Consider the following 26,032-nt stretch of genomic DNA (forward strand, 5'->3'; position numbering starts at 1 on the left):
GAGATTCGCGATGCTGCATCTGATCGATACCTTTGTCTCGAACATCCAGACGTGGCTGTACGTCGACGTCGTACAGCCGCTCCTCTTCAAGTTCAACCTGATGGACTATGACGAGGACACCTACGACGCACTGTACTGGGTGGTGATCGGCGCGCTGCAGATGGTGCTGATGTTCGCGCTGCTGCGCCCGCTCGAGGCGCTCGCGCCGGTCGAGCGCTGGAAGAACCGTCGCGCGGTGCGCGTCGACGTGATCTATACGGCGATCTCGAAGCTCGGCATCTACACGCTGTTCTTCTTCTTCGCGCTGCAGCCGGTGTTCGACAACTTCCAGGCGTGGCTGCGCCTGCGCGGTGTCGCGAACTTCAACCTCGACTATCTGTGGCCGGGCGTGACCTCGCAGCCGATCGTCGCGTTCGCGATCTACCTCGTCGTGCTCGACTTCGCCGGCTACTGGTATCACCGCTGGCAGCACAAGTTCGGCATCTGGTGGGAGCTGCACGCGGTGCATCACAGCCAGCGCCAGATGTCGCTGTGGTGCGACGACCGCAACCACCTGCTCGACGATGTGCTGCAATCGTGCTTCTTCGCGGCGATTGCGCTCGTGATCGGCGTGACGCCGTCGCAGTTCGTTGTGCTGACTGCGGTCACCAACTTCCTGCAGAGCATCCAGCATACGAATGCGCGGCTGTCGTTCGGCCGGCTGGGCGAGCGCCTGCTCGTGAGCCCGATCTTCCACCGCCGCCACCATGCGGTCGGCTATGGCCACGAAGGCACCAAGTACGGCTGCAACTTCGGCGTGCTGTTCCCGTGGTGGGACATGATGTTCGGCACCGCGTCGTGGAACCGCACGGTCGAGCCGACCGGCATCCGCGAGCAGGTCGAAGGCGTGTCCTACGGCGAAGGCTTCTGGGCGCAGCACGGCCTCGCGTTCGTGCGCATCTTCCGGCGCATCGTTCCCGCGAAGCGCGGCGCGGCATCGGCCTGATCCGGTCAGCTCCCCGTTGAACGACGTTCCCACACGGCCCGCATGTGCTTTGGCGCATGCGGGCCGTGTGGTTTATCCTTTCCCCGTTTTTCTCCGTCAATCCAGGCACCCAAGGCTCGCATGAACGACTTGCTGCGCTCCTTCGTCCGGGCGCTCGTCAGCGCGCTGCACCCGCGCATGCTGTGGCTCACCCTGATGCCCTTCGTCGTGTCGGCGCTGCTGTGGGGCGTCGTGCTGTGGTTTTCGTGGCAGACGCTGATCGACGCCGCGCGCGGCGCGCTCGACGGCTTCATGCTGACGGCCGCGCTGTACCGCGCATTCGACGCGATCGGGATGTCGCAGCTGCATGCGGTCATCGCGCCGTTCGTCGTCGTGTCGCTGGCGATTCCGCTGATCGTGCTCACCGTGCTGCTGCTGATCGCGACGATTTCGATGCCGATCGTGATCAAGCACTTGTCGAACCGGCAGTTCGCCGCGCTCGAGATGAAGCGTGGCGGCACGTTCTTCGGCAGCGGGTTCAATTCGCTCGGCGCGGCGATCGTCGGCGTCGTGCTGCTGGTCGTCACGATCCCGCTGTGGCTGATTCCGCCGTTCTTCGCGCTGCTGCCGCCCGTGATCTGGGGCTGGCTCACCTACCGCGTGATGACCTACGACGCGCTCGCGCAGCACGCGAGCCGCGACGAGCGCCGCGCGCTCATTCGGCAGCATCGCTGGCCGCTGATCGGCATCGGCGTCGCGACCGGGCTGCTCGGCACCGTTCCGACCTTCGTATGGGTATCGTCGGTCTGGATGATGGTGCTGTTCCCGTTCGTCGCGGCGGCCATGATCTGGGTATACGCTTTCATCCTCGTCTTCTCGGCGCTGTGGTTCGGGCACTATTGCCTGCGCGCGCTGGAAGACCTGCGCGCGAGCTCGCGCGCCACCGCAATCGACATGGGGCAGGCATGAGCATCGGCATCATCATCATCGGCGACGAAATCCTTTCGGGCCGCCGGCAGGACAAGCATCTGGCGAAGGTCATCGAGCTGCTCGGCGCGCGCGGCCTCGCGCTCGACTGGGCCGAATACGTCGGCGACGATCCGGCGCGCATCACCGCGACGCTCGCGCGTGCGATCGCATCCGGCGATATCGTGTTCTCGACGGGCGGGATCGGCGCGACGCCGGACGACCACACGCGCCAGTGTGCGGCCGCCGCGCTCGGCGTGGCGCTCGAGCTGCATCCGGAAGCGAAGGCGCTGATCTCGGAGCGCATCCGCGAGACGCACACCGATCCGGCCACGCCGGTCAACTTCGATTCGCCGGAGAACCAGCACCGCTTCAACATGGGCGTGTTCCCGGCGGGCGCGTCGATCATCCCGAACGGGTACAACCGGATTCCCGGCTTCTCGGTCGGCGATCTGCACTTCGTGCCGGGCTTCCCGGTGATGGCGTGGCCGATGATCGAATGGGTGCTCGACACGCAGTACCAGCATCTGCATCACGCGAGCCCGCACGCGGAACGCTCGTTGTACGTGTTCGAACTGCCGGAATCGACGCTCACGCCGCTGATGGAGAAAATCGAGCGCGATTTCCCCGGCGTGCGCGTGTTCAGCCTGCCGAGCGTGGGCGACGCCGAGCGCGGCGGGATCTACGCGCGCCGGCATATCGACCTCGGCGTGAAGGGCGAGCCGGAAGCGGTCGCGGCCGCGTTCGTGAAGCTGCGCGAAGGCGTGCATCTGCTCGGTGGCGACATCGTCGAGCCGGACGCGTCGCGCGCCTGAGCGGCCGGCGATTCGGCCGCACAAACGGCACGGGCCGCGTCACGCGGCCCGTCATCGGGGTGTCATCGCCCGGCTCGACGATGTGGCAGTCGGGCGCGGCGAATGGCAGGCGCGCTCAGGCGCCGATCCACGGCAGTTTCCGGAAGCACCAGCCGTCGACCGTCTTGCGGTGGCCTTCGGCGTCCTTCGCGCCTTCGAAGCCTTCGAGCAGGTCGAGCGCCTTCGTGAAGCCGGCCTGCGCGGAGGCGACCGCGGCGAGCTTCGAGCGCGCGGCGCTGCGGCACAGGAACAGCACGGGCGCATCGGGTGCGATGGCTGCCTTCAGTTCGTTGACGAATTCGGCGTTCGGCACGCCGCCCGGGTAGCGCGTCCATTCGATGTGCAGGTACTGGCCGTCGCCGACGAGCGGGCGGCCGATCCAGTCGAGCTCGGCGCGGGTGCGCACGTCGACGAGGCGGGCCGACGGGTCAAGCTGCAGCAGTTCGAATGCCTCGACCGGCAGCAGCGCGCCGGCATAGTTGAGCGAGCCCTGGGTGCGGCGTTCTTCGGCCTTGGCGTAAAGCTGGTCGAGCGTACTCATGGCAGGAGGTCTCCGTATCGGTCAAACGAGCATTCTAGCGCGCTGCCGCCGTGGGGATGTCCGGGCGCCGTGCGGTGCATGCACCGCCCCCGCGCTCACCAAAAGAGTGCAGAATGGCGCGCATGCACCAGAATGATTCCATCCCGCCGGTGTGCTGCGGCGTTTGCACCATCGCGGTGCTGTCGGTCGGCGAGTGCCGGGGCGTGCAGCCCCGGAATTGCGCAGCCGGGCCCCGCTACGGCGCGGGCCGGCGCGATTCTCGCCGATTCGGCGCAGGGTTGGCATGGAAGCTGCTATATAGAATTCGGTCGACCCGGAGCGCGCTGCGCCAAAGCCAGACTCCGGGCAGCTCGATAAACGAGGCGGTTCCCAGTCCGCCGGAATTGTTCAATCAGGAGAAGAGGTTATGAGTAAAACCGTCGCCGACGTCATGCAGCTCGTGAAGGACGAGGATGTCAAGTTTGTCGATTTCCGCTTCACGGATACGCGCGGCAAGGAACAGCACGTGTCGGTGCCGGTTTCGGCGTTTGACGAAGACAAGTTCGAGAGCGGCCATGCATTCGACGGTTCGTCGATCGCGGGCTGGAAGGGTATCGAGGCGTCGGACATGCTGCTCATGCCGGACCCGAACGCTGCCTTCATCGACCCGTTCTATGAAGAGTCGACCCTGGTGCTGACCTGCGACGTGGTCGAGCCGGCCGACGGCAAGGGCTACGAGCGCGACCCGCGTTCGCTCGCGAAGCGCGCTGAAGCGTACCTGAAGAGCACGGGCATCGGCGACACCGCCTACTTCGGTCCGGAACCGGAATTCTTCATTTTCGACTCGGTCCAGTGGAGCACGGACATGTCGGGTTGCTTCGTGAAGATCAACTCGGAAGAAGCGCCGTGGTCGTCGAGCAAGGAATTCGAAGGCGGCAACACGGGCCACCGTCCGGGCACGAAGGGCGGCTACTTCCCGGTCGCGCCGGTTGACACGTTCCAGGACATGCGTTCGGAAATGTGCCTGCTGCTCGAACAGCTCGGCATCCCGGTCGAAGTGCACCACCACGAAGTGGCGGGCCAGGGCCAGAACGAAATCGGCACGAAGTTCTCGACGCTGGTCGAGCGCGCCGACTGGACGCAATGGTCGAAGTACATCATCCATAACGTCGCGCACTCGTACGGCAAGACGGCGACGTTCATGCCGAAGCCGATCGTCGGCGACAACGGTTCGGGCATGCACGTTCACCAGTCGATCTGGAAGGACGGCCAGAACCTGTTCGCGGGCAACGGCTACGCCGGCCTGTCGGAAATGGCGCTGTTCTACATCGGCGGCATCATCAAGCACGCTCGCGCGCTGAACGCGATCACGAACCCGACGACGAACTCGTACAAGCGTCTGGTCCCGCACTTCGAAGCACCGGTCAAGCTGGCGTACTCGGCACGCAACCGTTCGGCATCGATCCGCATTCCGCACGTGTCGAACCCGAAGGGCCGCCGTATCGAAACGCGCTTCCCGGATCCGATGGCGAACCCGTACCTGCTGTTCTCGGCACTGATGATGGCAGGCCTCGACGGGATCCAGAACAAGATCCATCCGGGCGAAGCCGCGGACAAGAACCTGTACGACCTGCCGCCGGAAGAGGATGCAAAGATCCCGACCGTCTGCGCGGGCCTCGACCAGGCACTGGAAGCGCTCGACAAGGATCGCGAGTTCCTGACCCGTGGCGGCGTGTTCACGGACAGCATGCTCGACGCATACCTCGCGCTGAAGGAGCAGGAGCTGGCGAAGTTCCGCATGACGACGCACCCGATCGAGTTCGAGATGTACTACTCGCTGTAATCGGCGATGGCGCTTCGATTCAGCGCCGTCATGCCGGTTCGTTCCCGTCGCGCGGCCTGCGGCGGGAACCGCGGAGTCTGAAAGGGGACGGCGTCCAGCCGTCCCCTTTTTGTTCCGAGCATTTTCATTTTCCGACCCGGTGAGGCGCGACGACACGCACGATGGCTCTGAAGAATCTGATCAAGGCGAAGACGGGGCAGCCCGAGCGACTGACGGAAGACGAGCGGCTCATGCACTCGGGCCTGCTGGCGGGGCTGGAAGCGCTGCCGACGGTCGTGATCGTGCTCGACCGCAAGACGCTGCGGGTCGTGTTCGCGAATCCGTCCGCGGAGGCGATGCTCGACCTGTCGCGCCGGCAGCTCGCGCAGCGGCCGTGGGGCGAGATTTTTCCGAACGCGGACGAACTCGCGTCGACGATCACCGCGATCGGCGAGGAACGCTTTCACGCGACGCATCTCGACACGGTGCTCGACCGGCCCGGCCACGAGGCGCTGCATGTGCATGCGATCGTCGGCTTCCTCGAGACCGCGCCCGATTTCGTGCTCGTCGAGCTGTTCGAGAACGAACGGCAGTCGCGCACCGATCGCGAGGAGCGCATTCACGACCTGACCGCGGTCAACAAGCAACTGATCCGCAACCTCGCGCACGAGATCAAGAACCCGCTCGGCGGTATTCGCGGCGCCGCCCAGTTGCTCGAATTCGAACTGAGCGAGCGCGAGCGCGGCGAGTTGCGCGAATACACGCAGGTGATCATCAAGGAGTCCGACCGCCTGCAGACGCTCGTCGACCGGTTGCTGGAGCCGCATCGGCATCCGCACATCGTCGGCGACGTGAACATTCATGAAGTGTGCGAACGCGTGCGCGCGGTGATGCTCGCGGAATTTCCGCGCGGGCTCACGATCGAGCGCGACTACGACGTGAGCGTGCCTGACCTGCGCGGCGACAAGGAGCAACTGATCCAGGCGCTGCTGAACATCGTGCGCAATGCTGCGCAGGCGCTGCGCGAGCGGATCGCGCAGGGCGACGCGAAGATCGAGCTGCGCACGCGCGTCGCGCGCAAGGTGACGATCGCGAAGCGCCTGTACAAGCTGGCACTGGACTTGCACGTGGTCGACAACGGGCCCGGCATTCCGGAAGAGATCCGCGACCGGATCTTCTATCCGCTGGTGTCCGGCCGCGACGATGGCAGCGGCCTCGGTCTCACGCTCGCGCAGACCTTCGTGCAGCAGCACGACGGGATGATCGAGGTCGAGAGCCGGCCCGGACGTACCGAGTTTCAGATTCTGCTGCCGCTCGACCATTGAGCGGTAGTGCGATTCACCGGATTCACCAATCTCTGACCGACCTATGAAGCCGATCTGGATAGTAGACGACGACCAATCGATCCGCTGGGTGCTCGAAAAAGCGCTCGCCCGGGACAGCTTCGCGACGAAGAGCTTCGCGAACGTGCGCGATGCGCTGGCCGCACTCGATCACGAGACGCCGCAGGTGCTCGTGTCCGACATCCGGATGCCGGGCGGGTCCGGCCTCGAGTTGCTGCAGGCGATGCACGAGCGCTTGCCGGGTTTGCCCGTCATCATCATGACGGCGTTCTCCGATCTCGACAGCGCCGTCGCGGCGTTCCAGGGCGGCGCGTTCGAATATCTCGCGAAGCCGTTCGACGTCGACAAGGCTGTCGAGCTGATTCGCCGCGCGGTCGAGGAAAGCCTGCGCGGCGGCGCGCCGCAGGACGAGCGCGTGGCCGAGGCGCCCGAGATGCTCGGCCAGGCGCCCGCGATGCAGGACATGTTCCGCGCGATCGGCCGCCTGTCGCATTCGGCTGCGACCGTGCTGATCACGGGCGAATCGGGCACCGGCAAGGAGCTCGTCGCGCGTGCGCTGCACCGTCACAGCCCGCGTGCGAACGGCCCGTTCATCGCGCTGAACACCGCAGCGATTCCGAAGGACCTGCTCGAATCCGAATTGTTCGGCCATGAGCGCGGCGCGTTCACCGGCGCGCAGACGACGCGCCAGGGCCGCTTCGAGCAGGCCGAGAACGGCACGCTGTTCCTCGACGAAATCGGCGACATGCCGTTCGACCTGCAGACGCGCCTGTTGCGCGTGCTGTCGGACGGCCAGTTCTATCGTGTCGGCGGCCACAACCCGCTGCGCGCGAACGTGCGGGTGATCGCCGCGACGCACCAGAATCTCGAGGCGCGCGTGCGTCAGGGGCTGTTCCGCGAGGACCTCTACCACCGGCTCAACGTGATCCGGCTGCGGTTGCCGGCGCTGCGCGAACGCAGCGAGGACATCGCGCTGCTCACGCGCCATTTCCTGCAGAAGAGCGCGCGCGATCTCGGCGTCGAGCCGAAGCGCGTGTCCGACGAGGCGCTCGCGTACCTGACGTCGCTGGCGTTTCCCGGCAACGTGCGGCAGCTCGAGAACCTCGCGAACTGGCTGACCGTGATGGCGCCCGCGCAGACGGTCGAGATCAAGGACTTGCCGCCCGATCTCGTGCCGGCCGGCGCACCGGTGGCCGCAACGGTCGACGGCGCGGATACGCACGGCGGCAGCGCTGCCGGCGACGTGGTGCGCGCGCAGCCGCTACCCGGCGCAGCACCGCTGACGACTGCGCCCGTCGCGGCCGCACCGAACGGCGTACCGGCCGGCTATCCGATCTGGGAGAGCGGCCTGCGTACCGAAGTCGCGCGGCTGTTGCGCGAGAATTCGGGCGGCGTGATGGACGAACTCGCGCGCCGCTTCGAGGCGGCCGTGATCCGCGAGGCGCTCGACTTCACGCGCGGCCGCAAGGTCGAGGCGGCGGAGCGGCTCGGCATCGGTCGCAACACGATCACGCGCAAGATCCAGGAACTCCACCTGGAGCCGTAAGCAGCACACGCGGCATGCGCGGACCTCGCGCATGCCGCGATCGGACATAATCGCGGTTTGCCGTCACGTACGTCTCCGTCATGTCCGATTCCTTCCGCTGGCCCGCCGGGGCCGATCCGTTCCGTTTTCTCGAAGCGCTCGACAGCAAGCGCGCCCGCGCGTGGGTCGACGAGCAGAATGCGCGCACACGCGTCGCGCTGCGCGACGACGATGCGTATCGCGCGCTCGCCGCGCGACTCGCGCAGGCGTATCTGCCGCGCGAACGCCCGGTGATCCCGACTCGCTGGCGCGACTGGGCGTACGACCTGTGGCAGGACGATCTCCATCCCAAAGGACTGTGGCGCCGCGCGCGCTGGGACGACTGGCGCGCCGGCCGGCCCGACTGGGAAACGCTGCTCGACGTCGATGCGCTCGGCGCGCAGGAGGGCGAGTCGTGGGTGTTCGAACAGGACGCGATCCTGTATCCGGACGGCGACCGCGCACTGCTGTCGCTGTCGCCGGGCGGCGCCGACGCAGTCGTCGTGCGCGAGTTCGATCTCGTGCAGCGCCGTTTCGTCGACGGCGGTTTCACGATCGACGAGCCGGGACATCACACGGTCGGCTGGATCGACCGCGATACCGTCTACGTGAGCTGGGATCGCGGCGAAGCGCATGCGACCGCGGCCGGTTACCCGTACGAAGCGCGCCGCTGGGTGCGCGGCACGCCGCTCGCCGACGCGCCCGTGGTGTTTCGCGGCGAACCCGACGACATCAGCGCCGGTGCGGGGTTCGATCCGATCGACGGCCACCATATCGCGTCGCGCAGCGTGGATTTCTTCGATACATATTGGTATTGGCTGACCGACGCGGGCGAGTGGGCGCGCTACGACGTGCCGACGCACGTCGAGATCGGTTTCTGGGAAGGCTGGCTGATGCTGGAGTCGCGGCTCGACTGGGACTGCGGCGGCGTGCGTCACGCGGGCGGCTCGCTGCTCGCGATCCGTGAAGCGGCGTTCCTGGCCGGGTCGCGCGAATTCACGACGCTGTTCGAGCCCCGGCCGTCGACGTCCGCGTGCACGTGGACGCACACGCGCACCATGCTGATCGCGAGCTGGCTCGACGACGTGCACAACCGCACGATGCTGTGGCAGCCGACGCAGCGCGACGACGGTGCGTGGACGTGGGACGCGCGGCCGTTCGACTGGCAGGGCGACGCGCAGATTGATGTCGAGCCGGTCGAGTCGACGCTGAACGACGACGTGTACGTGGACGTCGACACCTACATCGATCCGCCCGAATGCTGGCTCGCCGATCTGGCCGACCAGGCGGCCGATGCGCCGGCGCGCCGCGTGCTGCTCGACCGTCCGCCGGTGCGCTTCGATGCGGCCGGACTCGTCGTGCGCCGCGCGAATGCGCGCTCGCGCGACGGCACGATCGTCCCGTACACGCTGATCGGGCCGCGTGACGCGCTGGATGCGCTCGATGCCCCGGATCGCCCCGACGGCACGCGTCGCGTCGCGCGGCCGTGCCTGCTGTCCGGCTATGGCGGTTTCGCGATTCCGAATCTGCCGGGCTACAGCGATGCATTGGGCATCGCGTGGCTCGAGCGGGGCGGCGTCGCCGCGTTCGCACACATTCGCGGCGGCGGCGAATTCGGGCCGGGCTGGCACGTCGACGCGCAGCGCGAAAACCGCCAGCGTTCGTTCGACGATTTCATCGCGGTAGCCGAGGATCTGATCCGCACCGGCATAACGACGGCCGCGCAGCTCGGGATCGAAGGCGGCAGCAACGGCGGCCTGCTGGTCGGCGCATGCATGGTGCAGCGTCCGGAGCTGTTCGGCGCGGTGCTGTGCCGCGTGCCGCTGCTCGACATGCGGCGTTACCCGAAACTGCACGCGGGTGCCGCGTGGCTCGACGAGTACGGCGATCCGGACGATCCGCGCGAAGGCGCGGCGCTCGCCGCGTATTCGCCGTATCACCGCGTGAGCGAAGGCGTCGTGTATCCGCCGCTGCTGCTCACGACGTCCACGCGCGACGATCGCGTGCATCCCGCGCATGCGCGCAAGATGGCCGCGCGCATGCACGCACTGGGTCACGAACGGGTCTGGTACTGGGAGAACACCGACGGCGGCCACGGCAGCGCCGACGATCTGGAGCGAGCCGAATCCGATGCGGCGGAATTCGGTTTCCTGTGGGCCCATCTCGGGCCCGCGCCCGGGCGCGATTGAGCGCGGGCGCGAGCGGGTAGGGCGCTTAGCCGACGACCGCGACGACGGGCGTGTGGTCGGACGGCTGTTCCCACGTGCGCGGCACGCGGTCGACCTCGCACGACGTGCAGGTTTCGGCGAGCGCCGGCGACAGCAGGATGTGGTCGATGCGCAGCCCCGCGTTGCGGCGGAACGCGAACATCCGGTAGTCCCACCACGTGAAGGTCTTCTCGGGCTGCTCGAAGCGGCGGAACGCATCGACGAAGCCGCGCTCGATCAGCTTCGCGAAGTGTGCGCGCTCCTGCGGCGACACGAGGTTCTGGCCTTCCCATTTCGACGGGTCGTGCACGTCGCGATCTTCAGGGGCGATGTTGAAGTCGCCGAGCAGCGCGAGTTTCGGATAGCGCTGCATCTCGGTGCTCAGCCACGCCTGCAGCGCGTCGAGCCACTGCATCTTGTAGACGAACTTGTCGGAGTCGGGCGCCTGGCCGTTCGGGAAATACGCGGACACGATGCGCACGCCGTCGACCGTCACCGCCACGACCCGCTGCTGCGGGTCCTCGAAACCGGGGATGTTGCGCACGACGTCCGATTCGTCGACGGCGAGCGTGTCGCGCACGAGGATCGCGACGCCGTTGTAGGTCTTCTGACCCGTGAACCAGCTGCGGTAGCCGGCGGCCTCGATGTCGGCGCGCGGGTATTTCTCGTCCGGCAGCTTCAGTTCCTGCAGGCACAGCACGTCGGTTCCGCTTTGTGCGAGCCAGTCGAGCACGTGCTGCTTGCGGACATTGAGCGAATTGACGTTCCAGGTGGCAATTTTCATGAACGGGGGAGGGCGTGCGGGGTGAATGCGAAGGCCGCCATCTTACCGCGAGCGCGGGGCGCGAACGTGCGCGACACGCGATGCGCCGCAGCCGCCACCCGTCGCGACGTCGGCGGCATGTAAAGGAATTGTGACAAAAGTGTTGACGTGAGTACTCCCTCACCCTATAATTTATTTCTCTGACGCGGGGTGGAGCAGTCTGGCAGCTCGTCGGGCTCATAACCCGAAGGTCGTAGGTTCAAATCCTACCCCCGCAACCAAGCACACCAGACGATGTGCAGCGCAAGTGACCGATGCGCGCTTCGTCGACAAGAACCCGGCTCCGTGCCGGGTTTTTTGTTTTCAGCGCGCGAATCTCATTTCGGCGCGCCCGGGCTTCCAGGCAGGAAGCCGTTCTCGAGCAGATAAGTCGTCGTGTTGACGAGCGTGGCCCGCGCGTTCGGCGCACCGGCCAGCACCGCGCACTTGTCCTTGCCGGTATTCACCCGGATCGACTGTTCGGTCGTCGGGTAGTCCACACTCTTCAGATAGAAATGCGGCAGCGACGTCGTGTAGCGTGCATACGGCACGCACGGCCGCTGCAGCGGATCCTTCGACGCGCCGTTGAACGGAAAGTACTCGTCGAACAGGTAAGCCGAGCTCGACAGTCCGCCCCAGTCCGCCGGCACCGCGATGCTGCCGGTCGGCGTCGTGATGCCGGTGGCGACGTCCGTGATGAAGCCTTCGACGGTCGAGCGCCCGTCGCTGCGATCGGCCTGCGTGTGCGTGATCTGCAGCCGGTATGCGCGACCCGGTTTCCACGCGTACGCGATCGAGCACGACGTTCCCGCGCCGCCGTCGGCGCCGCCGCGGCAATGCGCGGACAGCGGCGTCGTACCGGTGCCGAATGCACTGAAGATAACGAGGTTGCTGCCCGGGGTGCGGGGCTGGATGCCGGTGTAGATCGCGTGCCCGCCATGCTCGGACGACAACTCGTTGGCCCAGTAGTAACTGGCGTTGACGTTGCCCGGAACGACTTCGGGCGTGATGTCCCATGCCATGCGGTCGAAACCGCCTTTCGGTGTCGTCGTGGCCGACGCGGCGATGTTGGGATCGGCGTGCGCGTTGAGCATGGTCGACACGGCGAGCAACGCACCGATCGCGGAGCTGAGCTTTTTCATGTTCCTGTTCCCCACTTGGCGAAAAAGAGACCGAGACGAGCGGCGTCGATCGCAGCGCCGCCGCTCGCATACCAATGTGCGGTCACTTGATGACCAATGGATAACCAGTGGTGTCGTTGGGCCGTATGACGCCAGCGCGCGATGCGCGGGCCGTCGTCCGCTGCAGTGCGGTGCGGCGGGCGAGAGCGGGAAATCGGGAACGGGGGGAGCGGGCCGCCCGGGATAGTTATTTTCGTTCCACGGAATAATGCGGCCGCTGCATCGCGCGGTAGTGGCTGACGCGTGCATCCGTGCCCGACCGTTACGTGGCGCGACGACGCGCGTCGTTCAGGCCGCCGCCCACTCGACCGCCGCCTGCGCGTGCAGCGCGGTCGTATCGAACACCGGCAGCGGCGAGTCGTCCGCGCCGATCAGCAGCGTGATTTCCGTGCAGCCGAGAATCACGGCCTGCGCGCCGCGCTTCGCCAGTGCGTCGATGATCGTCACATAGCGCGCGCGCGATTCCGCATCGATCACGCCGTGACACAGCTCGTCGTAGATGATCCGGTGCACGTCGCCGCGGGCGGTTTCGTCAGGTACGAGCACCTCGAGCCCGAATTTATCGCGCAAGCGCTCCGCGTAGAACGGCAATTCCATCGTATAGCGCGTGCCGAGCAGCGCGACGCGCTCGACGCCAGCGGCGCGCAGCGCGGCGCCAGTCGGATCGGCGATGTGCAGGAACGGCAGCGCGACTGCGGCCTCGATCGCGTCGTGCACGCGATGCATCGTGTTGGTCGCCAGCACGATGAGATCGGCGCCGGCCGCTTCGAGCTGGCGCGCCGCATCGGCCATCCGTTCGCCGAGTGCCGGCCAGTCCTGCGTGCGCTGCAGCGCTTCGATCTCGGCGAAATCGACCGTGACCAGCACGCTCTTCGCGTTGTGATGGCCGCCGTGCAGCGCCTTCGAGTGGCGATTGATCATCCGGTAATACTCGGCCGACGATTCCCAGCTCATCCCGCCGATCAGTCCGATCGTCTTCATCCGTCACCTGTGCGTTTCGTATGTCGTGGCAGACGAGTATAGGGGCCGGCTCGTGCGCGCGGCGGTACGATCGGCGCGAAGCGGACCGGTACGGTGCGAGCGGTCGTGGCCGCCGGTCGGAGTCGGGCGGACCGGGCCAGGCCGAGAAGGGCTGTCGGCGGCAGCACGCGACAGTTGAAACCGGCACTGTGTTTTTGTACAGTATCGGCACCGTGAATCCCACCTCCATCCCGCCCGCCGATCCGCTCGCGCCGCCACCCGGCGACGTGCCACCGCGCGTGCGCAAGATCATCCACTGCGATTGCGACTGTTTTTACGCATCGGTGGAGATGCGCGACGACCCGTCGCTGCGCAACCGGCCGCTCGCGGTCGGCGGCCGGCCCGATCAGCGCGGCGTGATCGCGACCTGCAACTACGAGGCGCGGCGTTACGGCGTGCATTCGGCGATGTCGTCGGCGCTTGCGATGCGCAAGTGTCCGGATCTGCTGATCCTGCCGTCCGCGATGGACAAGTACCGCACGGCGTCGCGGCAGATCATGGCGATCTATCGCGACTACACGCACGACGTCGAGCCGTTGTCGCTCGACGAGGCGTACCTCGACGTCAGCGGTTCCGGGCTGTGCCAGGGCAGCGCGACGCTGATTGCGCGGGAGATCCGCCAGCGCGTGTACGACACGGTCGGCGTGACGGTGTCGGCCGGCGTCGGGCCGAACAAGTTCATCGCGAAGATCGCGTCCGACTGGAACAAGCCCGACGGCCTGTTCGTCGTGCGTCCGCACGAAGTCGATGCGTTCGTCGCGGCGCTGCCGGTGCGCAAGCTGCACGGTGTCGGCCAGGTGACGTCAACCCGGCTCGACCGGCTCGGCATCCAGACCTGCGCGCAGTTGCGCGACTGGTCGCTGATCGATCTGCATCGCGAGTTCGGTGCGTTCGGCCGGCGGCTGTACCAGCTTGCACGCGGGATCGACGAGCGGCCGGTGCAGGCCGACCAGGAGCGCAAGTCGGTCAGCGTCGAGACGACCTACGTGACCGACCTGACGACGCTCGAGCAGTGCGCGGACGAGATTCGCCGTCTCGTCGTGCAGCTCGATGCGCGGATCGCGCGCGCAGGGGCGGCACGCTCGATCCGCAAGCTGTACGTGAAGATCCGTTTCGCCGATTTCCAGCGCACGACGGTCGAATGCGTGGCCGACGCGACGAACGCGCAGACGGCCGTCACGCTGCTTGCGAAGGGGCTGCAGCGGCGTGCGCAGGCCGTGCGGCTGCTGGGCGTCGGCGTGCGCATTGATGAAGACACGGCCGAGCGCCACGGGCAGTTCTCGCTGTTCGATGACGAAGCCGACGAGGCCAGCGAAGCCGGCGACGAAACACCGGCCCCATGAAAAAGGCACCGCCGAAGCGGTGCCTTGTTTCGATCCGCCCGGCGAACCGGGCAGGGCGCGCGCTCAGTGTGCGGGCGCGGTCATCCCGTTGTGACGCAGCAGCGCGTCGATTTCCGGCTCGCGGCCGCGGAACGCCTTGAACGAATCCATCGCCGGGCGGCTGCCGCCGACCTCGAGGATTTCGCGGCGATAGCGCGTGCCGGTTTCCGCGTCGAGCACGCTGCCGCTGGCGGCGGCCGCTTCCTCGAACGCGGCGTACGCGTCGGCCGACAGCACTTCGGCCCACTTGTAGCTGTAGTAGCCGGCCGCATAGCCGCCCGCGAAGATGTGGCTGAACGTGTTCGGCCAGCGCGAGAACGCCGCCTGCGGGATCACGTGGTAGCGCTCGTTGATCTCGCGCGCGAACGCGTTCACGCCGGTCGCGCCCGCCGGATCGAAGTCGACGTGCAGCAGCATGTCGAACATCGAGAACACGATCTGGCGCAGCGTGCCGAGCCCGCTCTGGAAGTTTTTCGCGGCGATCATCTTGTCGAACAGCGCGCGCGGCAGCGAGGCGCCCGTGTCGATGTGCGACGACATCGACGACAGCACGTCCCATTCCCAGCAGAAGTTTTCCATGAACTGCGACGGCAACTCGACCGCGTCCCATTCGACGCCGTTGATGCCCGACACGCCGAGCTCGTCGACGCGCGTGAGCATGTGATGCAGCCCGTGGCCGAATTCATGGAACAGCGTGATGACTTCGTCGTGCGTGAAGCACGCGGGCTTGCCGCCGACCGGCGCCGAGAAGTTGCAGGTCAGGTACGCGACCGGCGTCTGCACGGCGCTGCCGCGCTTCGCGCGTGCTCGTGCGTCGTCCATCCACGCACCGCCGCGCTTGCCTTCGCGTGCGTACAGGTCGAGATAGAACTGCGCGACGAGCGAGCCGTCACGGTTCTCGACGCGGAAAAAGCGCACGTCCTTGTGCCATACCGGCGTGTCGTCCGGTTTGATCCGCACGCCGAACAGCGTTTCGGTGACGTTGAACAGACCCTTCAGTACGGCCGGTTCCGGGAAGTACTGCTTGACCTCGTTTTCCGAGAACGCGTAGCGCTGCTGGCGCAGCCGTTCGGCCGCGAACGCGACGTCCCACGGCGCGAGTTCGGTCAGCCCGAGTTCCTTCGCGGCGAACGCGCGCAGCTCGTCCCAGTCCTTGTCCGCATGCGGACGCGCGCGCGTTGCCAGATCCTCGAGGAACGCAACCACCTGCTGCGGCGATTCGGCCATTTTCGGCGCGAGCGACACTTCGGCGAAGTTGCGGTAGCCGAGCATCTGCGCTTCTTCGCGGCGCAGCTTCAGCTCATCGGCGACGATCGCCGTGTTGTCCCACTCGGTCTTGCCGCCGCCGTACTGCGGCCCGAGCTCCGACGCACGGGTCGCATACGCGCGGTACAGCGTCTCGCGCATCGCGCGGTTCTCGGCGTACTGCAGCACCGGGAAGTAGGACGGGAAGTGCAGCGTGAATTTCCAGCCTTCCTTGCCTTCCTTCTGCGCGGCTTCACGCGCGGCTTCGATCGCGTCGCCCGGCAGGCCGGCCAGCTCGGCCTCGTCCTGCGCGAAATACGCGTATGCGTTGGTTGCGTCGAGCACGTGATCGGAGAACGCCTTCGACAGCGCGGCCTGCTGTTCCTGCAATTCGGCGAAGCGCGGCTTCTGGTCTTCGGGCAGCTCGGCGCCCGACAGGCGGAAATCGCGCAATGCGTTGTCGAGGATCTTCTTGCGCTCGCCGGACAGCGTCGCATATTCGGCGCTCGCGGCGATCGCCTTGTACTTCTCGTACAGCGCGAGGTTCTGGCCGACGCTCGACCAGAATTCGGTCACACGCGGCAGGTTCTCGCCGTAGGCGGCGCGCAGCTCCGGCGTATCGGCGACTGCGTTCAGGTGGCCGATGATGCCCCATGCGCGTCCGAGCGGCTCCGTCGCCTGCTCGACCGTTTCGACGATATCGGCCCAGGTCGCCGGCGTCGCGGGCGCGCTCGCGGTGTCGACCGCGCGGTTGGCGGCATCGAGCAGCGCGTCGAGTGCGGGCGTCACGTGTTCCGGGCGAATCTCGCCGAAGCGGGGCAGGCCGGAGAAATCGAGGAGCGGATTGGTGTTGGCGCTGGCGGACATTAAGACTCCCTGTCTGTTGCCGGATGAACCGGGGTGAAAAGGGTGAGGCGCGATACGGCGGCGCCCGATACCGACATTATTGGGGCGCATCGTGCGCTTTCCAATCGTTAGTTTCTAACGACGCGATTGGGAGCGGGCCGATGGCGGGCGCGGAAGGGTCGGATACGGGCCGCGAATGCGGCGTCATGACGCGGCCGCGACGGCGGCCGGCAGGAGGCCGGCGCACGAATGCGCGCCGGCTGGGCGGGGCAGGACGATCAGGCGGCCGCGGCGGCGCGCTCGGCGGCTTCGATCGTGTTGATCAGCAGCATCGTGATGGTCATCGGGCCGACGCCGCCCGGCACCGGCGTGATGTGGCCTGCGACTTCCTTCACGCCGGCGAAGTCGACGTCGCCGCACAGCTTGCCCGCGTCGTCGCGGTTCATGCCGACGTCGATCACCGTCGCGCCCGGCTTCACCATGTCGGCCGTCAGGATGTTGCGCTTGCCGACCGCGGCAACCACGATGTCGGCCTGGCGCGTGTGCGCGGCGAGGTCGCGCGTCTTGCTATGGCAGATCGTCACGGTCGCGCCGGCTTCGAGCAGCAGCATCGCCATCGGCTTGCCGACGATGTTCGAGCGGCCGATCACGACCGCGTTCGCGCCCTGCAGCGCGATGCCGTGCGCTTCGAACATCTTCATCACGCCGTACGGCGTGCACGGGCGGAACAGCGGCTTGCCGGTCATCAGCGCGCCGGCATTCGCGACGTGGAAACCGTCGACGTCCTTCTCCGGTGCGATCGCCTCGATCACCTTGTGGCTGTCGATATGCGCAGGCAGCGGCAGTTGGACCAGGATGCCGTGGATCTTCGGATCGCGGTTCAGCGCATCGATGCGCGCGAGCAGGTCGGCTTCCGACAGCGTCTCCGGGTACGTGTCCTTGTGCGAGAAGAAGCCGTTGTCCTCGCACGCCTTGATCTTGTTGCGCACGTAGACTTCGCTCGCCGGATTGGCGCCGACGAGGACGACCGCGAGGCCGGGCTGGTGGCCGCGGGCGGTCAGGGCGGCGGCGCGTTCGGCGGCCTGCGCGCGCAAGGTCTTCGATAGGGCGTTGCCGTCGATGAGGAGGGCTGTCATGGTGGTGGTCCTGCCGGGAAGTTGGAATGCGGGCGTGCGGCGCGCGAAACGCCGCAGCAAAGCACGCAATTATACCGTTCGCTTGCCGTCGCCCGACAGCGAAGACAAGGAAAGCGTCATGGCGGTGGTGCGAGACGTGCCGCGAAGAAAGCGGGGAAGCACCGCGCGAGTGGGCCGCATCGCGCGGCGCGGTGGTGCGGCCGGCCGGGCAGGCGCCCCGCGGCCGCGAGCAACGTTCAGGCCTGCTTCTTGGACAGCGCGAGGCGCAGCAGATCGGCGACCGTGTTGACGTTGAGCTTTTCCATGATGTTCGCGCGGTGCGCTTCGACCGTCTTGATGCTGATCCCGAGATCGTCGGCGATCTGCTTGTTCAGGCGGCCCGCGATGATGCGCTCGAGCACCTGCTGTTCGCGTGCGGTCAGCTTCGACAGGCGTTCGCTGGCGGCGCGTTGTTCCTGGACGCTCTTGCTTTCGCTTCGGGCCTTGTCGAGCATCCGCTCGACGAGCTTGCGCAGCTCGGCCTCGTCGAACGGTTTCTCGATAAAGTCCATCGCACCCTTTTTCATCGTCGACACCGCCATCGGCACGTCGCCGTGGCCCGTGACGAAGATGATCGGCAGCGCGGCGTTGTCGGCGATCAGGCGCTCCTGCAGTTCGAGGCCGCTCATGCCCGACATCCGCACGTCGAGGATCAGGCATGCGATCTGGCCGGCCTGCTGCGCCGGCTGATAGGCATCGAGAAACTGCTCGGCGCTCGAGAAGCATTGCACGCGATAGCCGTTCGCCTCCAGCAGCCAGCGCAGCGAGTCCCGTACGGCTTCGTCGTCGTCGACGACGAAGACAGTTTCCTGAGTGGTGGTGACAGGGCTATTCATAGTTCTCCCGTAACGGTATGTGATGCCGATGCCTCGCGCCCCCCTTGGCCGAGATCAGCGGGTTCCCCAATGGGCAAGCTGCAGTGGAATGTCGCGCCGGAAATGCGGCCGTCCGGTTCGACATTGTTGACCACCCACAGACGCCCCCGATGCGATTCGATGATCGAACGGCAGATGTTCAGCCCCATGCCCATGCCATCGGACTTGGTGCTGTAAAACGGTTCGAACAGGCGTTCGGCTGTCGCTTCGTCGACACCCGGGCCCTGGTCGATCACGCGGATGTCGACGAACCCCGCATCGATGTCGGCGACGACGCGGATCATCCCGTCCGCCGACGCCGGCTTCACGTCGGCCATCGCTTCGGCCGCGTTCTTCATCAGGTTCATCAGCACCTGCTCGATCAGCACGGGGTCGACATAAATAATAGGCATTCTTGCGAGGATTTCCGTGACGATCCGGATCCTGCGCTTCCTGGCCTCGATTTCGGCGAGCCCGACCGCGTCGGCGACGATGTCCGCGACGCGCGCCGGCTGGCGCTTCGGCTCGCTGCGCTTCACGAATTCGCGGATCCGCTTGACGATCATCCCCGCGCGCAGCGCCTGCTGCGCGGTCTTCTCCAGCGCGGGCTGCAAGGTTTCGGGCGTGCCGCGGCCGCTCTTCACGAGCGCGAGCGTGCCCGAGCAGTAGTTGTTGATCGCGGCGAGCGGCTGGTTCAGTTCGTGCGCAATCGACGACGCCATTTCGCCCATCGTCATCAATCGGCTCGTGAACTGCAGCTTCTCTTCCTGCTGGTGCGCGAGTTCCTGCGCCTTCTTGCGGGTCGTGATGTCGGTCGCGATCTGCATCTGCGCGAGGTGGCCGTCCACCCACTGGATGTACTGGCGGCGCACCTCGAACCACTTCTGGATGCTCTCGACATACACCTCCTGCGCGTCGGCCGTGCTGCTCGTCAGCGCAGCCGCCGGCAGGCCCGCGAACGCGTCGACCATGTCGATCGAGTCCGACGACGCCTGAGCGCGGTCGAAACCGCCGCCCGACAGTTCGAGGTGACCGTCCGGGCGGATCCCGAACAGGTGGCGGTAGTAGCGGTTCGCGAACAGCAGCTCGGCTTCGTCGGCAGCGAGCACCGACACCGCGGCGTCGAGGCTTTCGAGCACGGTCGTGAAGCGCTCGTGCGCGGCCGCGAGTTCCTCGCGCGCACGCTTCGGCTCGGTGATGTCGGTCATCGACGACATCCAGCCCGTCTGGCGGCCCGAGCTGTCGATCAGCGGCGACACGTACAGGCGTGCATGGAACAGCGTGCCGTTCTTGCGCCGCACGCGCAGCTCGAAGCCCGAGCTGGGCGCCTTGCCGCGCAGCGTCATGTCGAGCTGGCGCTGCATTTCCGGATACGCGTCGCGCGGCCAGTACGGGAACGGCGCGACCTTGCCGACGAGGTCGGTTTCGTCCCAGCCCGTCATCCGGCAGAACGCGGGGTTCACGTGCGTGATGCGGCCGTGCATGTCGAGCACGCGCATGCCGATCAGCACCGAGTTTTCCATCGCGCGGCGGAAGAAGGCTTCCGCGTAAAGCGCCTGCTGTGCCTCGAAGCGCTGGCGCGTGTGCTTCCACAGGCTCCAGAGGCTCCACAGCACGAAGCACGACAGACCGGCGACGAGCCACACGAGCGTGTTGTTGGTCAGGTTCGTGAGCTGCGGGAACGCGTACACGCGCACGGTCAGCCCCTGGCCGGGCGGGTCGAGCGGCAGGTCGTAATGGGAGTCGCGCGGCAGGCGCGGGCGCGTCGATGTCGACGATAGTTCGCGGTTGTTCGAGTCGGTGATCGAGATCTTGTACTTCGACGACAGCTCTTGCGGGATGTCGTGCTTCAGGATCCCCTCGACCGAGAACACGGCGGCGATCGAGCCGAGATATTCGCGGTCGCCGCGCATCACGGGCGTCTGCAGCGTGATGTAGCCGTTGCCGAAGTCGTCGTAGATCAGCGGCGAATAGGCCTGGCGGCGCGTGCTGCGCGCTTCGTCGTACGCGCCGCGCACGGCGTCCTGCATCTGTGCGTCGCCGGGCTTCGCGAGCCGCTGGCCGAGTAGCGGCGGGTGCACGGTCGGCCAGCGCTGCACGCCGGGCGACGTATACCAGTTCAGGTAGAGGATTTCCGGATGCGTCTGCATCACGTCCGCGACGGCCATCTGGAACGCGTTCTGGTCGAGGCGGCCGGCGGCGAGATCACGCGACAGCGCTTGCAGTTGTTCCTGTGCGCCCGTCATCGACAGGCGGATCTGCTGCTGCGCCCACGCGACGTTACGGAACAGGGTGTCTTCCTGCTGTTGCTGCTCACGGCGATTGAGGCTCCACAGGATGAGGCTCATCACCACGAGGAACACGAGGATCGACAGCAGCGGGGTCAGCAAATAGGAATTGGACCACCACGGTCCGTGGTGCCAGCGGGACGGCTGCGACTCCGCCGGCGGGCCCGACGGTCGCGCCGAGCGTGCGAAAAGCCGATCGGTCAACATGGCAGGATTGTAGCGCAGCGCAATACATGGAAAACCTATACCGGATATGTTGAACGGAAACGGATTTGTCCGAATGGCGCGTGCCGGAGACGCCCGAAACAAGGGTGCAGCGCAGCAATATTCCGCATTACGAGAAAAGATCTCATAATTCGAAAATTTTGTTGCCCGAGCCGTACACGCTCATTACAATCCGTCGGAGCTTGCCCGCAGCCGGCCGCGTCGCGTCGTCTGCATCAGAGCGATCCTCACATTCCAGGACCCAGGAGACGAGAATGTCCGCTGTACCGAACGAAGTGATGAAGTATGTCGCCGCAGAACGTGACGACGACCCGCAAGAAACCGTTGAATGGCTCGAGTCGCTCGACGGTGTAATCTCCTCCGTGGGCACCGGTCGTGCGCATTACCTGATTGAAAAGCAGATCGAATTCGCCCGCATGCACGGCGAACACCTGCCGTTCTCCGCCAATACCCCCTACATCAACACGATTCCGGTCGCAGGTCAGGCGAAGATCCCGGGCGACCAGGACGTCGAGCACCGCATCCGTTCGTACACGCGCTGGAACGCGCTGGCGATGGTGCTGCGCGCAGGCAAGGACACGAACGTCGGCGGCCACATCGCGTCGTTCGCGTCGGCCGCGACGCTCTACGACGTCGGCTACAACCACTTCTGGCACGCAGCGTCCGACCAGCACGGCGGTGACCTCGTGTTCGTGCAGGGCCACTCGTCGCCGGGCGTGTATTCCCGCGCGTTCCTGCTCGGCCGCCTGAAGGAAGAGCAGCTCGACAACTTCCGTCAGGAAGTCGACGGCAAGGGCATTTCGTCGTACCCGCACCCGTGGCTGATGCCGGATTTCTGGCAGTTCCCGACCGTGTCGATGGGTCTCGGCCCGATCATGGCGATCTACCAGGCACGTTTCATGAAGTACCTGGAGTCGCGCGGCATCGCGAAGACGGAAGGCCGCAAGGTCTGGGCGTTCCTCGGCGACGGCGAGACGGACGAGCCGGAATCGCTTGGCGCGATCGGCATGGCCAGCCGCGAGAAGCTCGACAACCTCGTGTTCGTGATCAACTGCAACCTGCAGCGTCTCGACGGTCCGGTGCGCGGCAACGGCAAGATCATCCAGGAACTGGAATCGGAATTCCGCGGTGCCGGCTGGAACGTGATCAAGGTCATCTGGGGCAGCCGCTGGGATGCGCTGCTCGCCCGCGACAAGTCGGGCGCGCTGATGCGCCGCATGATGGAAGCCGTCGACGGCGAATACCAGACGTACAAGTCGGAGTCGGGCGCGTTCGTTCGCGAACACTTCTTCAATACGCCTGAACTGAAGGCGCTGGTCGCCGACTGGTCCGACGACGACATCTGGGCGCTGAACCGTGGCGGCCACGATCCGCACAAGATCTACGCTGCATTCCACGAAGCGACCCACACGAAGGGCGCGCCGACCGTCATCCTCGCGAAGACCATCAAGGGCTACGGGATGGGCGAGTCGGGCCAGGCGATGAACATCACGCACCAGCAGAAGAAGCTGCCGGTCGAGCAACTGAAGAAGTTCCGTGACCAGTTCCGTCTGCCGATCACCGACGAGCAGATCGCCGACGTGCCGTACCTGAAGTTCGAGGAAGGTTCGAAGGAACTCGAATACATGCGCCAGAAGCGCATGGACCTCGGCGGCTACCTGCCGCATCGCCGCGAGAAGGCGACGTCGCTGCCGGTGCCGGCGCTCGACGCGTTCGAGCCGCTGCTGAAGGGCACGGGCGAAGGCCGCGAGATCTCGACGACGATGGCGTTCGTGCGGATCCTGAACATCCTGCTGAAGGACAAGGCACTCGGCAAGCGCGTCGTGCCGATCGTCCCGGACGAATCGCGTACGTTCGGCATGGAAGGCCTGTTCCGCCAGATCGGTATCTGGAACCAGGAAGGCCAGAAGTACGTGCCGGAAGATTCCGACCAGCTGATGTTCTACAAGGAATCGCAGACCGGCCAGATCCTGCAGGAAGGCATCAACGAAGCGGGCGGCATGTGCGACTGGATCGCGGCGGCGACGTCGTATTCGACGCACGGCGAGATCATGGTGCCGTTCTACATCTTCTACTCGATGTTCGGCTTCCAGCGGATCGGCGACCTGGCATGGGCGGCGGGCGACATGCGCTCGCGCGGCTTCCTGCTCGGCGGCACCGCAGGCCGCACGACGCTGAACGGCGAAGGCCTGCAGCACGAAGACGGTCACTCGCTCCTGTGGGCGGCATCGGTGCCGAACTGCGTGAGCTACGACCCGACGTTCGGCTACGAACTCGCCGTGATCATCCAGGACGGTCTGCGCCGCATGGTGCAGGACCAGGAAGACGTGTACTACTACGTCACGGTGATGAACGAGAACTACGAGCACCCGGCGATTCCGCAGGGCGAGCACGTGGCGGCCGACATCATCAAGGGCATGTACGCGTTCAAGAAGGCCGACGCCGACAAGAAGGCGCCGCGCGTTCAACTGCTGGGCGCAGGCACGATCTTCAACGAAGTGATCGCTGCCGCCGACCTGCTGAAGAACGACTGGGGCGTCGCGGCCGACCTGTGGAGCGTGCCGAGCTTCACCGAACTCGCGCGTGAAGGTCACGAAATCGAGCGCTGGAACCTGCTCCATCCGACCGAAGAGCGTCGCCTGTCGCACGTGCAGACGTGCCTGAAGGACACGCAAGGTCCGGTCATCGCGTCGACCGACTACGTACGTGCGCTGGTCGACCAGATCCGTGGTCAGATCGACCGCCGCTTCGTCGTGCTGGGCACGGACGGCTTCGGTCGTTCGGACACCCGCGAGAAGCTGCGTCACTTCTTCGAAGTCGACCGTCACTGGGTCACTGTCGCCGCGCTGAACGCGCTGGCCGACGAAGGCACGATCGAGCGCAAGGTGGTCGCGGAAGCGATCGCCAAGTACAACCTCGATCCGTCGAAGCCCAACCCGATGACCGTTTAACGCACACGCGCCGTGTGACGCCGCGCGCCGCTTCCGGGAGGGGCGCGCGCGGCCATGGAGACACAACAAGATGAGTCAAGCGATCGAAGTGAAGGTGCCGGATATCGGCGATTACAAGGACGTGCCCGTCATCGAGGTGCTGGTGAAGGTGGGCGACACGGTCGAGCCCGAGCAGTCGCTCGTCACGCTCGAGTCGGACAAGGCGACGATGGATGTCCCGAGCCCGGCAGCCGGCACGGTCAAGGAAGTGAAGATCAAGGTGGGCGATTCCGTGTCGGAAGGCTCGCTGATCATCCTGCTCGACGGCGGCGCCGCAGCGCAGGTGAACGGCGCAGCTGCACCGGCTCCGGCCCCGGCGGCAGCGCCCGCACCGGCCGCCGCCGCTCCGGCTGCGGCACCGGCTGCATCGGGCGGCACGCTCGAAGTGAAGGTGCCCGACATCGGCGACTACAAGGATGTCCCGGTGATCGAGATCGGCGTGAAGGTCGGCGATACGGTCGAGAAGGAGCAATCGCTCGTCACGCTCGAATCGGACAAGGCGACGATGGACGTGCCGAGCCCGGCCGCCGGCGTCGTGAAGGAAATCAAGGTCAAGGTGGGCGACTCGGTATCGGAAGGCACGCTGATCGTGCTGCTCGAAGCCGCAGGCGCACCGGCTGCCGCCGCACCGCAGGCAAGCGCTCCGGCGCCGGCCGCTGCGGCTCCGGCGCCCGCTGCCGCACCGGCACCCGCGAAGGCTGCACCGGCTCCGGCTGCTGCCGCGCCGGCCGCCGCTGCGTCGGGCGAATACCGCGCAAGCCACGCGTCGCCGTCGGTACGCAAGTTCGCGCGCGAACTCGGCGTCGAAGTCGCACGCGTGCAGGGTAGCGGTCCGAAGGGCCGTATCACGAAGGACGACATCACGGGCTTCGTGAAGGGCGTGATGACGGGGCAGCGCGCAGCGCCGGGCGCAGCAGCTGCGCCGGCAGGCGGCGGCGAGCTGAACCTGCTGCCGTGGCCGAAGGTCGACTTCTCGAAGTTCGGCCCGTTCGAGGCGAAGCCGCTGTCGCGCATCAAGAAGATCTCGGGCGCGAACCTGCATCGCAACTGGGTGATGATCCCGCACGTTACGAACAACGACGAAGCGGACATCACCGAGCTCGAAGCACTGCGCGTGCAGTTGAACAAGGAACACGAGAAGGCGGGCGTGAAGTTCACGATGCTCGCATTCGTGATCAAGGCGGTCGTCGCTGCGCTGAAGAAGTTCCCGACCTTCAACGCGAGCCTCGACGGCGACAACTTGGTGTTCAAGCAGTACTACCACGTTGGTTTCGCCGCGGACACGCCGAACGGTCTCGTCGTGCCGGTGATCCGCGATGCGGACAAGAAGGGCCTCGTCGATATCGCGAAGGAAATGGCCGAGCTGTCGAAGGCCGCGCGTGACGGCAAGCTGAAGCCGGACCAGATGCAGGGTGGTTGCTTCTCGATCTCGTCGCTCGGCGGGATCGGCGGTACCAACTTCACGCCGATCATCAACGCGCCGGAAGTGGCGATCCTCGGATTGTCGCGCGGCCAGATGAAGCCGGTGTGGGACGGCAAGCAGTTCGTGCCGCGCCTGACGCTGCCGCTGTCGCTGTCGTATGACCATCGCGTCATCGATGGCGCGGAAGCCGCGCGGTTCAATGCGTATCTCGGGGCGTTGCTCGGGGATTTCCGTCGCATCATTCTTTGATGAGCGTGGGAGTGGCTCGCGGGGGCGTGGGTTTTGTGTGTGTGGTCCGCGCCCTGTCGTTGAACCTGTATTGCTGACGGTCTATTAGCGTCGCCCCTGCGCGGGGCGGCGG

Annotated in this window: 18 protein-coding genes, 1 tRNA gene and 1 pseudogene; 12 read left to right on the top strand and 8 right to left on the bottom strand. The window is 66.2% G+C overall.

Annotation, left to right across the window (positions count from 1 at the left end):
• Nucleotides 1-10 precede the first annotated feature (10 nt).
• The 3 genes from BX604_RS33620 (at nucleotide 11) to BX604_RS33630 (ending at nucleotide 2,745) form a co-directional block, all read left to right on the top strand.
• Nucleotides 11-985 (top strand): sterol desaturase family protein, encoded by a 975-nt coding sequence (locus tag BX604_RS33620; protein WP_098555456.1) that lies wholly within the window; start codon nucleotides 11-13, stop codon nucleotides 983-985.
• Nucleotides 986-1,105: 120 nt separating this feature from the next.
• Nucleotides 1,106-1,933 (top strand): EI24 domain-containing protein, encoded by an 828-nt coding sequence (locus BX604_RS33625; protein ID WP_098555458.1) that lies wholly within the window; start codon nucleotides 1,106-1,108, stop codon nucleotides 1,931-1,933.
• On the top strand, nucleotides 1,930-2,745 hold the full coding sequence (locus tag BX604_RS33630; protein ID WP_098555461.1) for a competence/damage-inducible protein A: 816 nt from the start codon (nucleotides 1,930-1,932) through the stop codon (nucleotides 2,743-2,745). The genes BX604_RS33625 and BX604_RS33630 overlap by 4 nt, the downstream gene beginning before the upstream one ends.
• 115 nt (nucleotides 2,746-2,860) lie before the next feature.
• Here BX604_RS33630 and BX604_RS33635 read toward each other — a convergent pair whose 3' ends face one another.
• Nucleotides 2,861-3,325 carry a rhodanese-like domain-containing protein gene (locus tag BX604_RS33635; protein WP_098555464.1) on the bottom strand — a complete coding sequence of 155 codons (465 nt, stop codon included), beginning with the start codon at nucleotides 3,323-3,325 and terminating at the stop codon, nucleotides 2,861-2,863.
• Between the two features lie 406 nt (nucleotides 3,326-3,731).
• On the opposite strand from BX604_RS33635, the gene glnA reads away from it, so the two are divergent.
• From glnA to BX604_RS33655, 4 genes are all read left to right on the top strand, one after another.
• A complete protein-coding gene (glnA, locus tag BX604_RS33640; protein ID WP_098555466.1) occupies nucleotides 3,732-5,147 on the top strand; it encodes a type I glutamate--ammonia ligase in 1,416 nt (471 codons plus the stop codon).
• A 161-nt stretch (nucleotides 5,148-5,308) separates the two neighbouring features.
• Entirely contained in the window at nucleotides 5,309-6,451 is a 1,143-nt protein-coding gene (gene glnL, locus BX604_RS33645) for a nitrogen regulation protein NR(II) (RefSeq protein WP_175689043.1), read from the top strand.
• Nucleotides 6,452-6,494: 43 nt separating this feature from the next.
• Nucleotides 6,495-8,015 (top strand): nitrogen regulation protein NR(I), encoded by a 1,521-nt coding sequence (gene ntrC, locus BX604_RS33650; RefSeq protein WP_098555469.1) that lies wholly within the window; start codon nucleotides 6,495-6,497, stop codon nucleotides 8,013-8,015.
• An 80-nt stretch (nucleotides 8,016-8,095) separates the two neighbouring features.
• On the top strand, nucleotides 8,096-10,222 hold the full coding sequence (locus BX604_RS33655; protein ID WP_098555471.1) for a prolyl oligopeptidase family serine peptidase: 2,127 nt from the start codon (nucleotides 8,096-8,098) through the stop codon (nucleotides 10,220-10,222).
• A gap of 25 nt (nucleotides 10,223-10,247) precedes the next feature.
• Here the strand turns inward: BX604_RS33655 and xth are convergent, their stop codons facing one another.
• Entirely contained in the window at nucleotides 10,248-11,024 is a 777-nt protein-coding gene (xth, locus tag BX604_RS33660; RefSeq protein ID WP_098555474.1) for an exodeoxyribonuclease III, read from the bottom strand.
• Nucleotides 11,025-11,207: 183 nt separating this feature from the next.
• On the opposite strand from xth, the gene BX604_RS33665 reads away from it, so the two are divergent.
• A tRNA-Met gene (locus BX604_RS33665) sits at nucleotides 11,208-11,284 on the top strand.
• Nucleotides 11,285-11,380: 96 nt separating this feature from the next.
• Here the strand turns inward: BX604_RS33665 and BX604_RS33670 are convergent.
• Nucleotides 11,381-12,184 (bottom strand): DUF3472 domain-containing protein, encoded by an 804-nt coding sequence (locus BX604_RS33670; protein ID WP_098555477.1) that lies wholly within the window; start codon nucleotides 12,182-12,184, stop codon nucleotides 11,381-11,383.
• A gap of 327 nt (nucleotides 12,185-12,511) precedes the next feature.
• On the bottom strand, nucleotides 12,512-13,204 hold the full coding sequence (locus BX604_RS33675) for an aspartate/glutamate racemase family protein (protein ID WP_098555480.1): 693 nt from the start codon (nucleotides 13,202-13,204) through the stop codon (nucleotides 12,512-12,514).
• A 188-nt stretch (nucleotides 13,205-13,392) separates the two neighbouring features.
• Here BX604_RS33675 and dinB point away from each other — a divergent pair, with 188 nt between their 5' ends.
• A complete protein-coding gene (dinB, locus tag BX604_RS33680; RefSeq protein ID WP_098555483.1) occupies nucleotides 13,393-14,586 on the top strand; it encodes a DNA polymerase IV in 1,194 nt (397 codons plus the stop codon).
• A gap of 63 nt (nucleotides 14,587-14,649) precedes the next feature.
• On the opposite strand, the gene BX604_RS33685 is transcribed toward dinB, so the two are convergent.
• From BX604_RS33685 to fixL, 4 genes are all read right to left on the bottom strand, one after another.
• A complete protein-coding gene (locus tag BX604_RS33685) occupies nucleotides 14,650-16,737 on the bottom strand; it encodes a M3 family metallopeptidase (protein WP_098555486.1) in 2,088 nt (695 codons plus the stop codon).
• A gap of 257 nt (nucleotides 16,738-16,994) precedes the next feature.
• Nucleotides 16,995-17,852, bottom strand: a complete 858-nt coding sequence (gene folD, locus BX604_RS33690) for a bifunctional methylenetetrahydrofolate dehydrogenase/methenyltetrahydrofolate cyclohydrolase FolD (protein WP_098555489.1) — start codon at nucleotides 17,850-17,852, stop codon at nucleotides 16,995-16,997.
• A 236-nt stretch (nucleotides 17,853-18,088) separates the two neighbouring features.
• Nucleotides 18,089-18,727, bottom strand: a complete 639-nt coding sequence (gene fixJ / locus BX604_RS33695) for an oxygen response regulator transcription factor FixJ (RefSeq protein ID WP_006493245.1) — start codon at nucleotides 18,725-18,727, stop codon at nucleotides 18,089-18,091.
• A complete protein-coding gene (fixL, locus tag BX604_RS33700; RefSeq protein ID WP_098555492.1) occupies nucleotides 18,724-21,240 on the bottom strand; it encodes an oxygen sensor histidine kinase FixL in 2,517 nt (838 codons plus the stop codon). Before fixL ends, fixJ begins: the two co-directional genes overlap by 4 nt.
• On the opposite strand from fixL, the pseudogene BX604_RS39965 reads away from it, so the two are divergent.
• The 3 genes and pseudogenes from BX604_RS39965 to aceF form a co-directional block, all read left to right on the top strand.
• A pseudogene (locus tag BX604_RS39965) lies at nucleotides 21,160-21,377 on the top strand (hypothetical protein); the annotation flags it as partial. The gene fixL and the pseudogene BX604_RS39965 sit on opposite strands and share 81 nt — an antisense overlap.
• 135 nt (nucleotides 21,378-21,512) lie before the next feature.
• Nucleotides 21,513-24,209, top strand: a complete 2,697-nt coding sequence (aceE, locus tag BX604_RS33710; RefSeq protein ID WP_098556537.1) for a pyruvate dehydrogenase (acetyl-transferring), homodimeric type — start codon at nucleotides 21,513-21,515, stop codon at nucleotides 24,207-24,209.
• A 70-nt stretch (nucleotides 24,210-24,279) separates the two neighbouring features.
• Nucleotides 24,280-25,920 (top strand): dihydrolipoyllysine-residue acetyltransferase, encoded by a 1,641-nt coding sequence (gene aceF, locus BX604_RS33715; RefSeq protein WP_098555495.1) that lies wholly within the window; start codon nucleotides 24,280-24,282, stop codon nucleotides 25,918-25,920.
• Nucleotides 25,921-26,032 lie beyond the last annotated feature (112 nt).

It is taken from the genome of Burkholderia sp. JKS000303 (assembly GCF_002563755.1).
Lineage (GTDB): Bacteria > Pseudomonadota > Gammaproteobacteria > Burkholderiales > Burkholderiaceae > Burkholderia > Burkholderia anthina_B.

Bases quoted from the DNA above. Each gene is read 5' to 3' on its own strand.
- fixL (WP_098555492.1), bottom strand. From the start codon at position 21,240: ATGTTGACCGATCGGCTTTTCGCACGCTCGGCGCGACCGTCGGGCCCG.
- BX604_RS33675 (WP_098555480.1), bottom strand. From the start codon at position 13,204: ATGAAGACGATCGGACTGATCGGCGGGATGAGCTGGGAATCGTCGGCC.
- BX604_RS33685 (WP_098555486.1), bottom strand. From the start codon at position 16,737: ATGTCCGCCAGCGCCAACACCAATCCGCTCCTCGATTTCTCCGGCCTG.
- xth (WP_098555474.1), bottom strand. From the start codon at position 11,024: ATGAAAATTGCCACCTGGAACGTCAATTCGCTCAATGTCCGCAAGCAG.
- BX604_RS33620 (WP_098555456.1), top strand. From the start codon at position 11: ATGCTGCATCTGATCGATACCTTTGTCTCGAACATCCAGACGTGGCTG.
- folD (WP_098555489.1), bottom strand. From the start codon at position 17,852: ATGACAGCCCTCCTCATCGACGGCAACGCCCTATCGAAGACCTTGCGC.
- BX604_RS33630 (WP_098555461.1), top strand. From the start codon at position 1,930: ATGAGCATCGGCATCATCATCATCGGCGACGAAATCCTTTCGGGCCGC.
- BX604_RS33655 (WP_098555471.1), top strand. From the start codon at position 8,096: ATGTCCGATTCCTTCCGCTGGCCCGCCGGGGCCGATCCGTTCCGTTTT.
- BX604_RS33625 (WP_098555458.1), top strand. From the start codon at position 1,106: ATGAACGACTTGCTGCGCTCCTTCGTCCGGGCGCTCGTCAGCGCGCTG.
- aceE (WP_098556537.1), top strand. From the start codon at position 21,513: ATGTCCGCTGTACCGAACGAAGTGATGAAGTATGTCGCCGCAGAACGT.
- glnA (WP_098555466.1), top strand. From the start codon at position 3,732: ATGAGTAAAACCGTCGCCGACGTCATGCAGCTCGTGAAGGACGAGGAT.
- aceF (WP_098555495.1), top strand. From the start codon at position 24,280: ATGAGTCAAGCGATCGAAGTGAAGGTGCCGGATATCGGCGATTACAAG.
- fixJ (WP_006493245.1), bottom strand. From the start codon at position 18,727: ATGAATAGCCCTGTCACCACCACTCAGGAAACTGTCTTCGTCGTCGAC.
- ntrC (WP_098555469.1), top strand. From the start codon at position 6,495: ATGAAGCCGATCTGGATAGTAGACGACGACCAATCGATCCGCTGGGTG.
- BX604_RS33670 (WP_098555477.1), bottom strand. From the start codon at position 12,184: ATGAAAAAGCTCAGCTCCGCGATCGGTGCGTTGCTCGCCGTGTCGACC.
- glnL (WP_175689043.1), top strand. From the start codon at position 5,309: ATGGCTCTGAAGAATCTGATCAAGGCGAAGACGGGGCAGCCCGAGCGA.
- BX604_RS33635 (WP_098555464.1), bottom strand. From the start codon at position 3,325: ATGAGTACGCTCGACCAGCTTTACGCCAAGGCCGAAGAACGCCGCACC.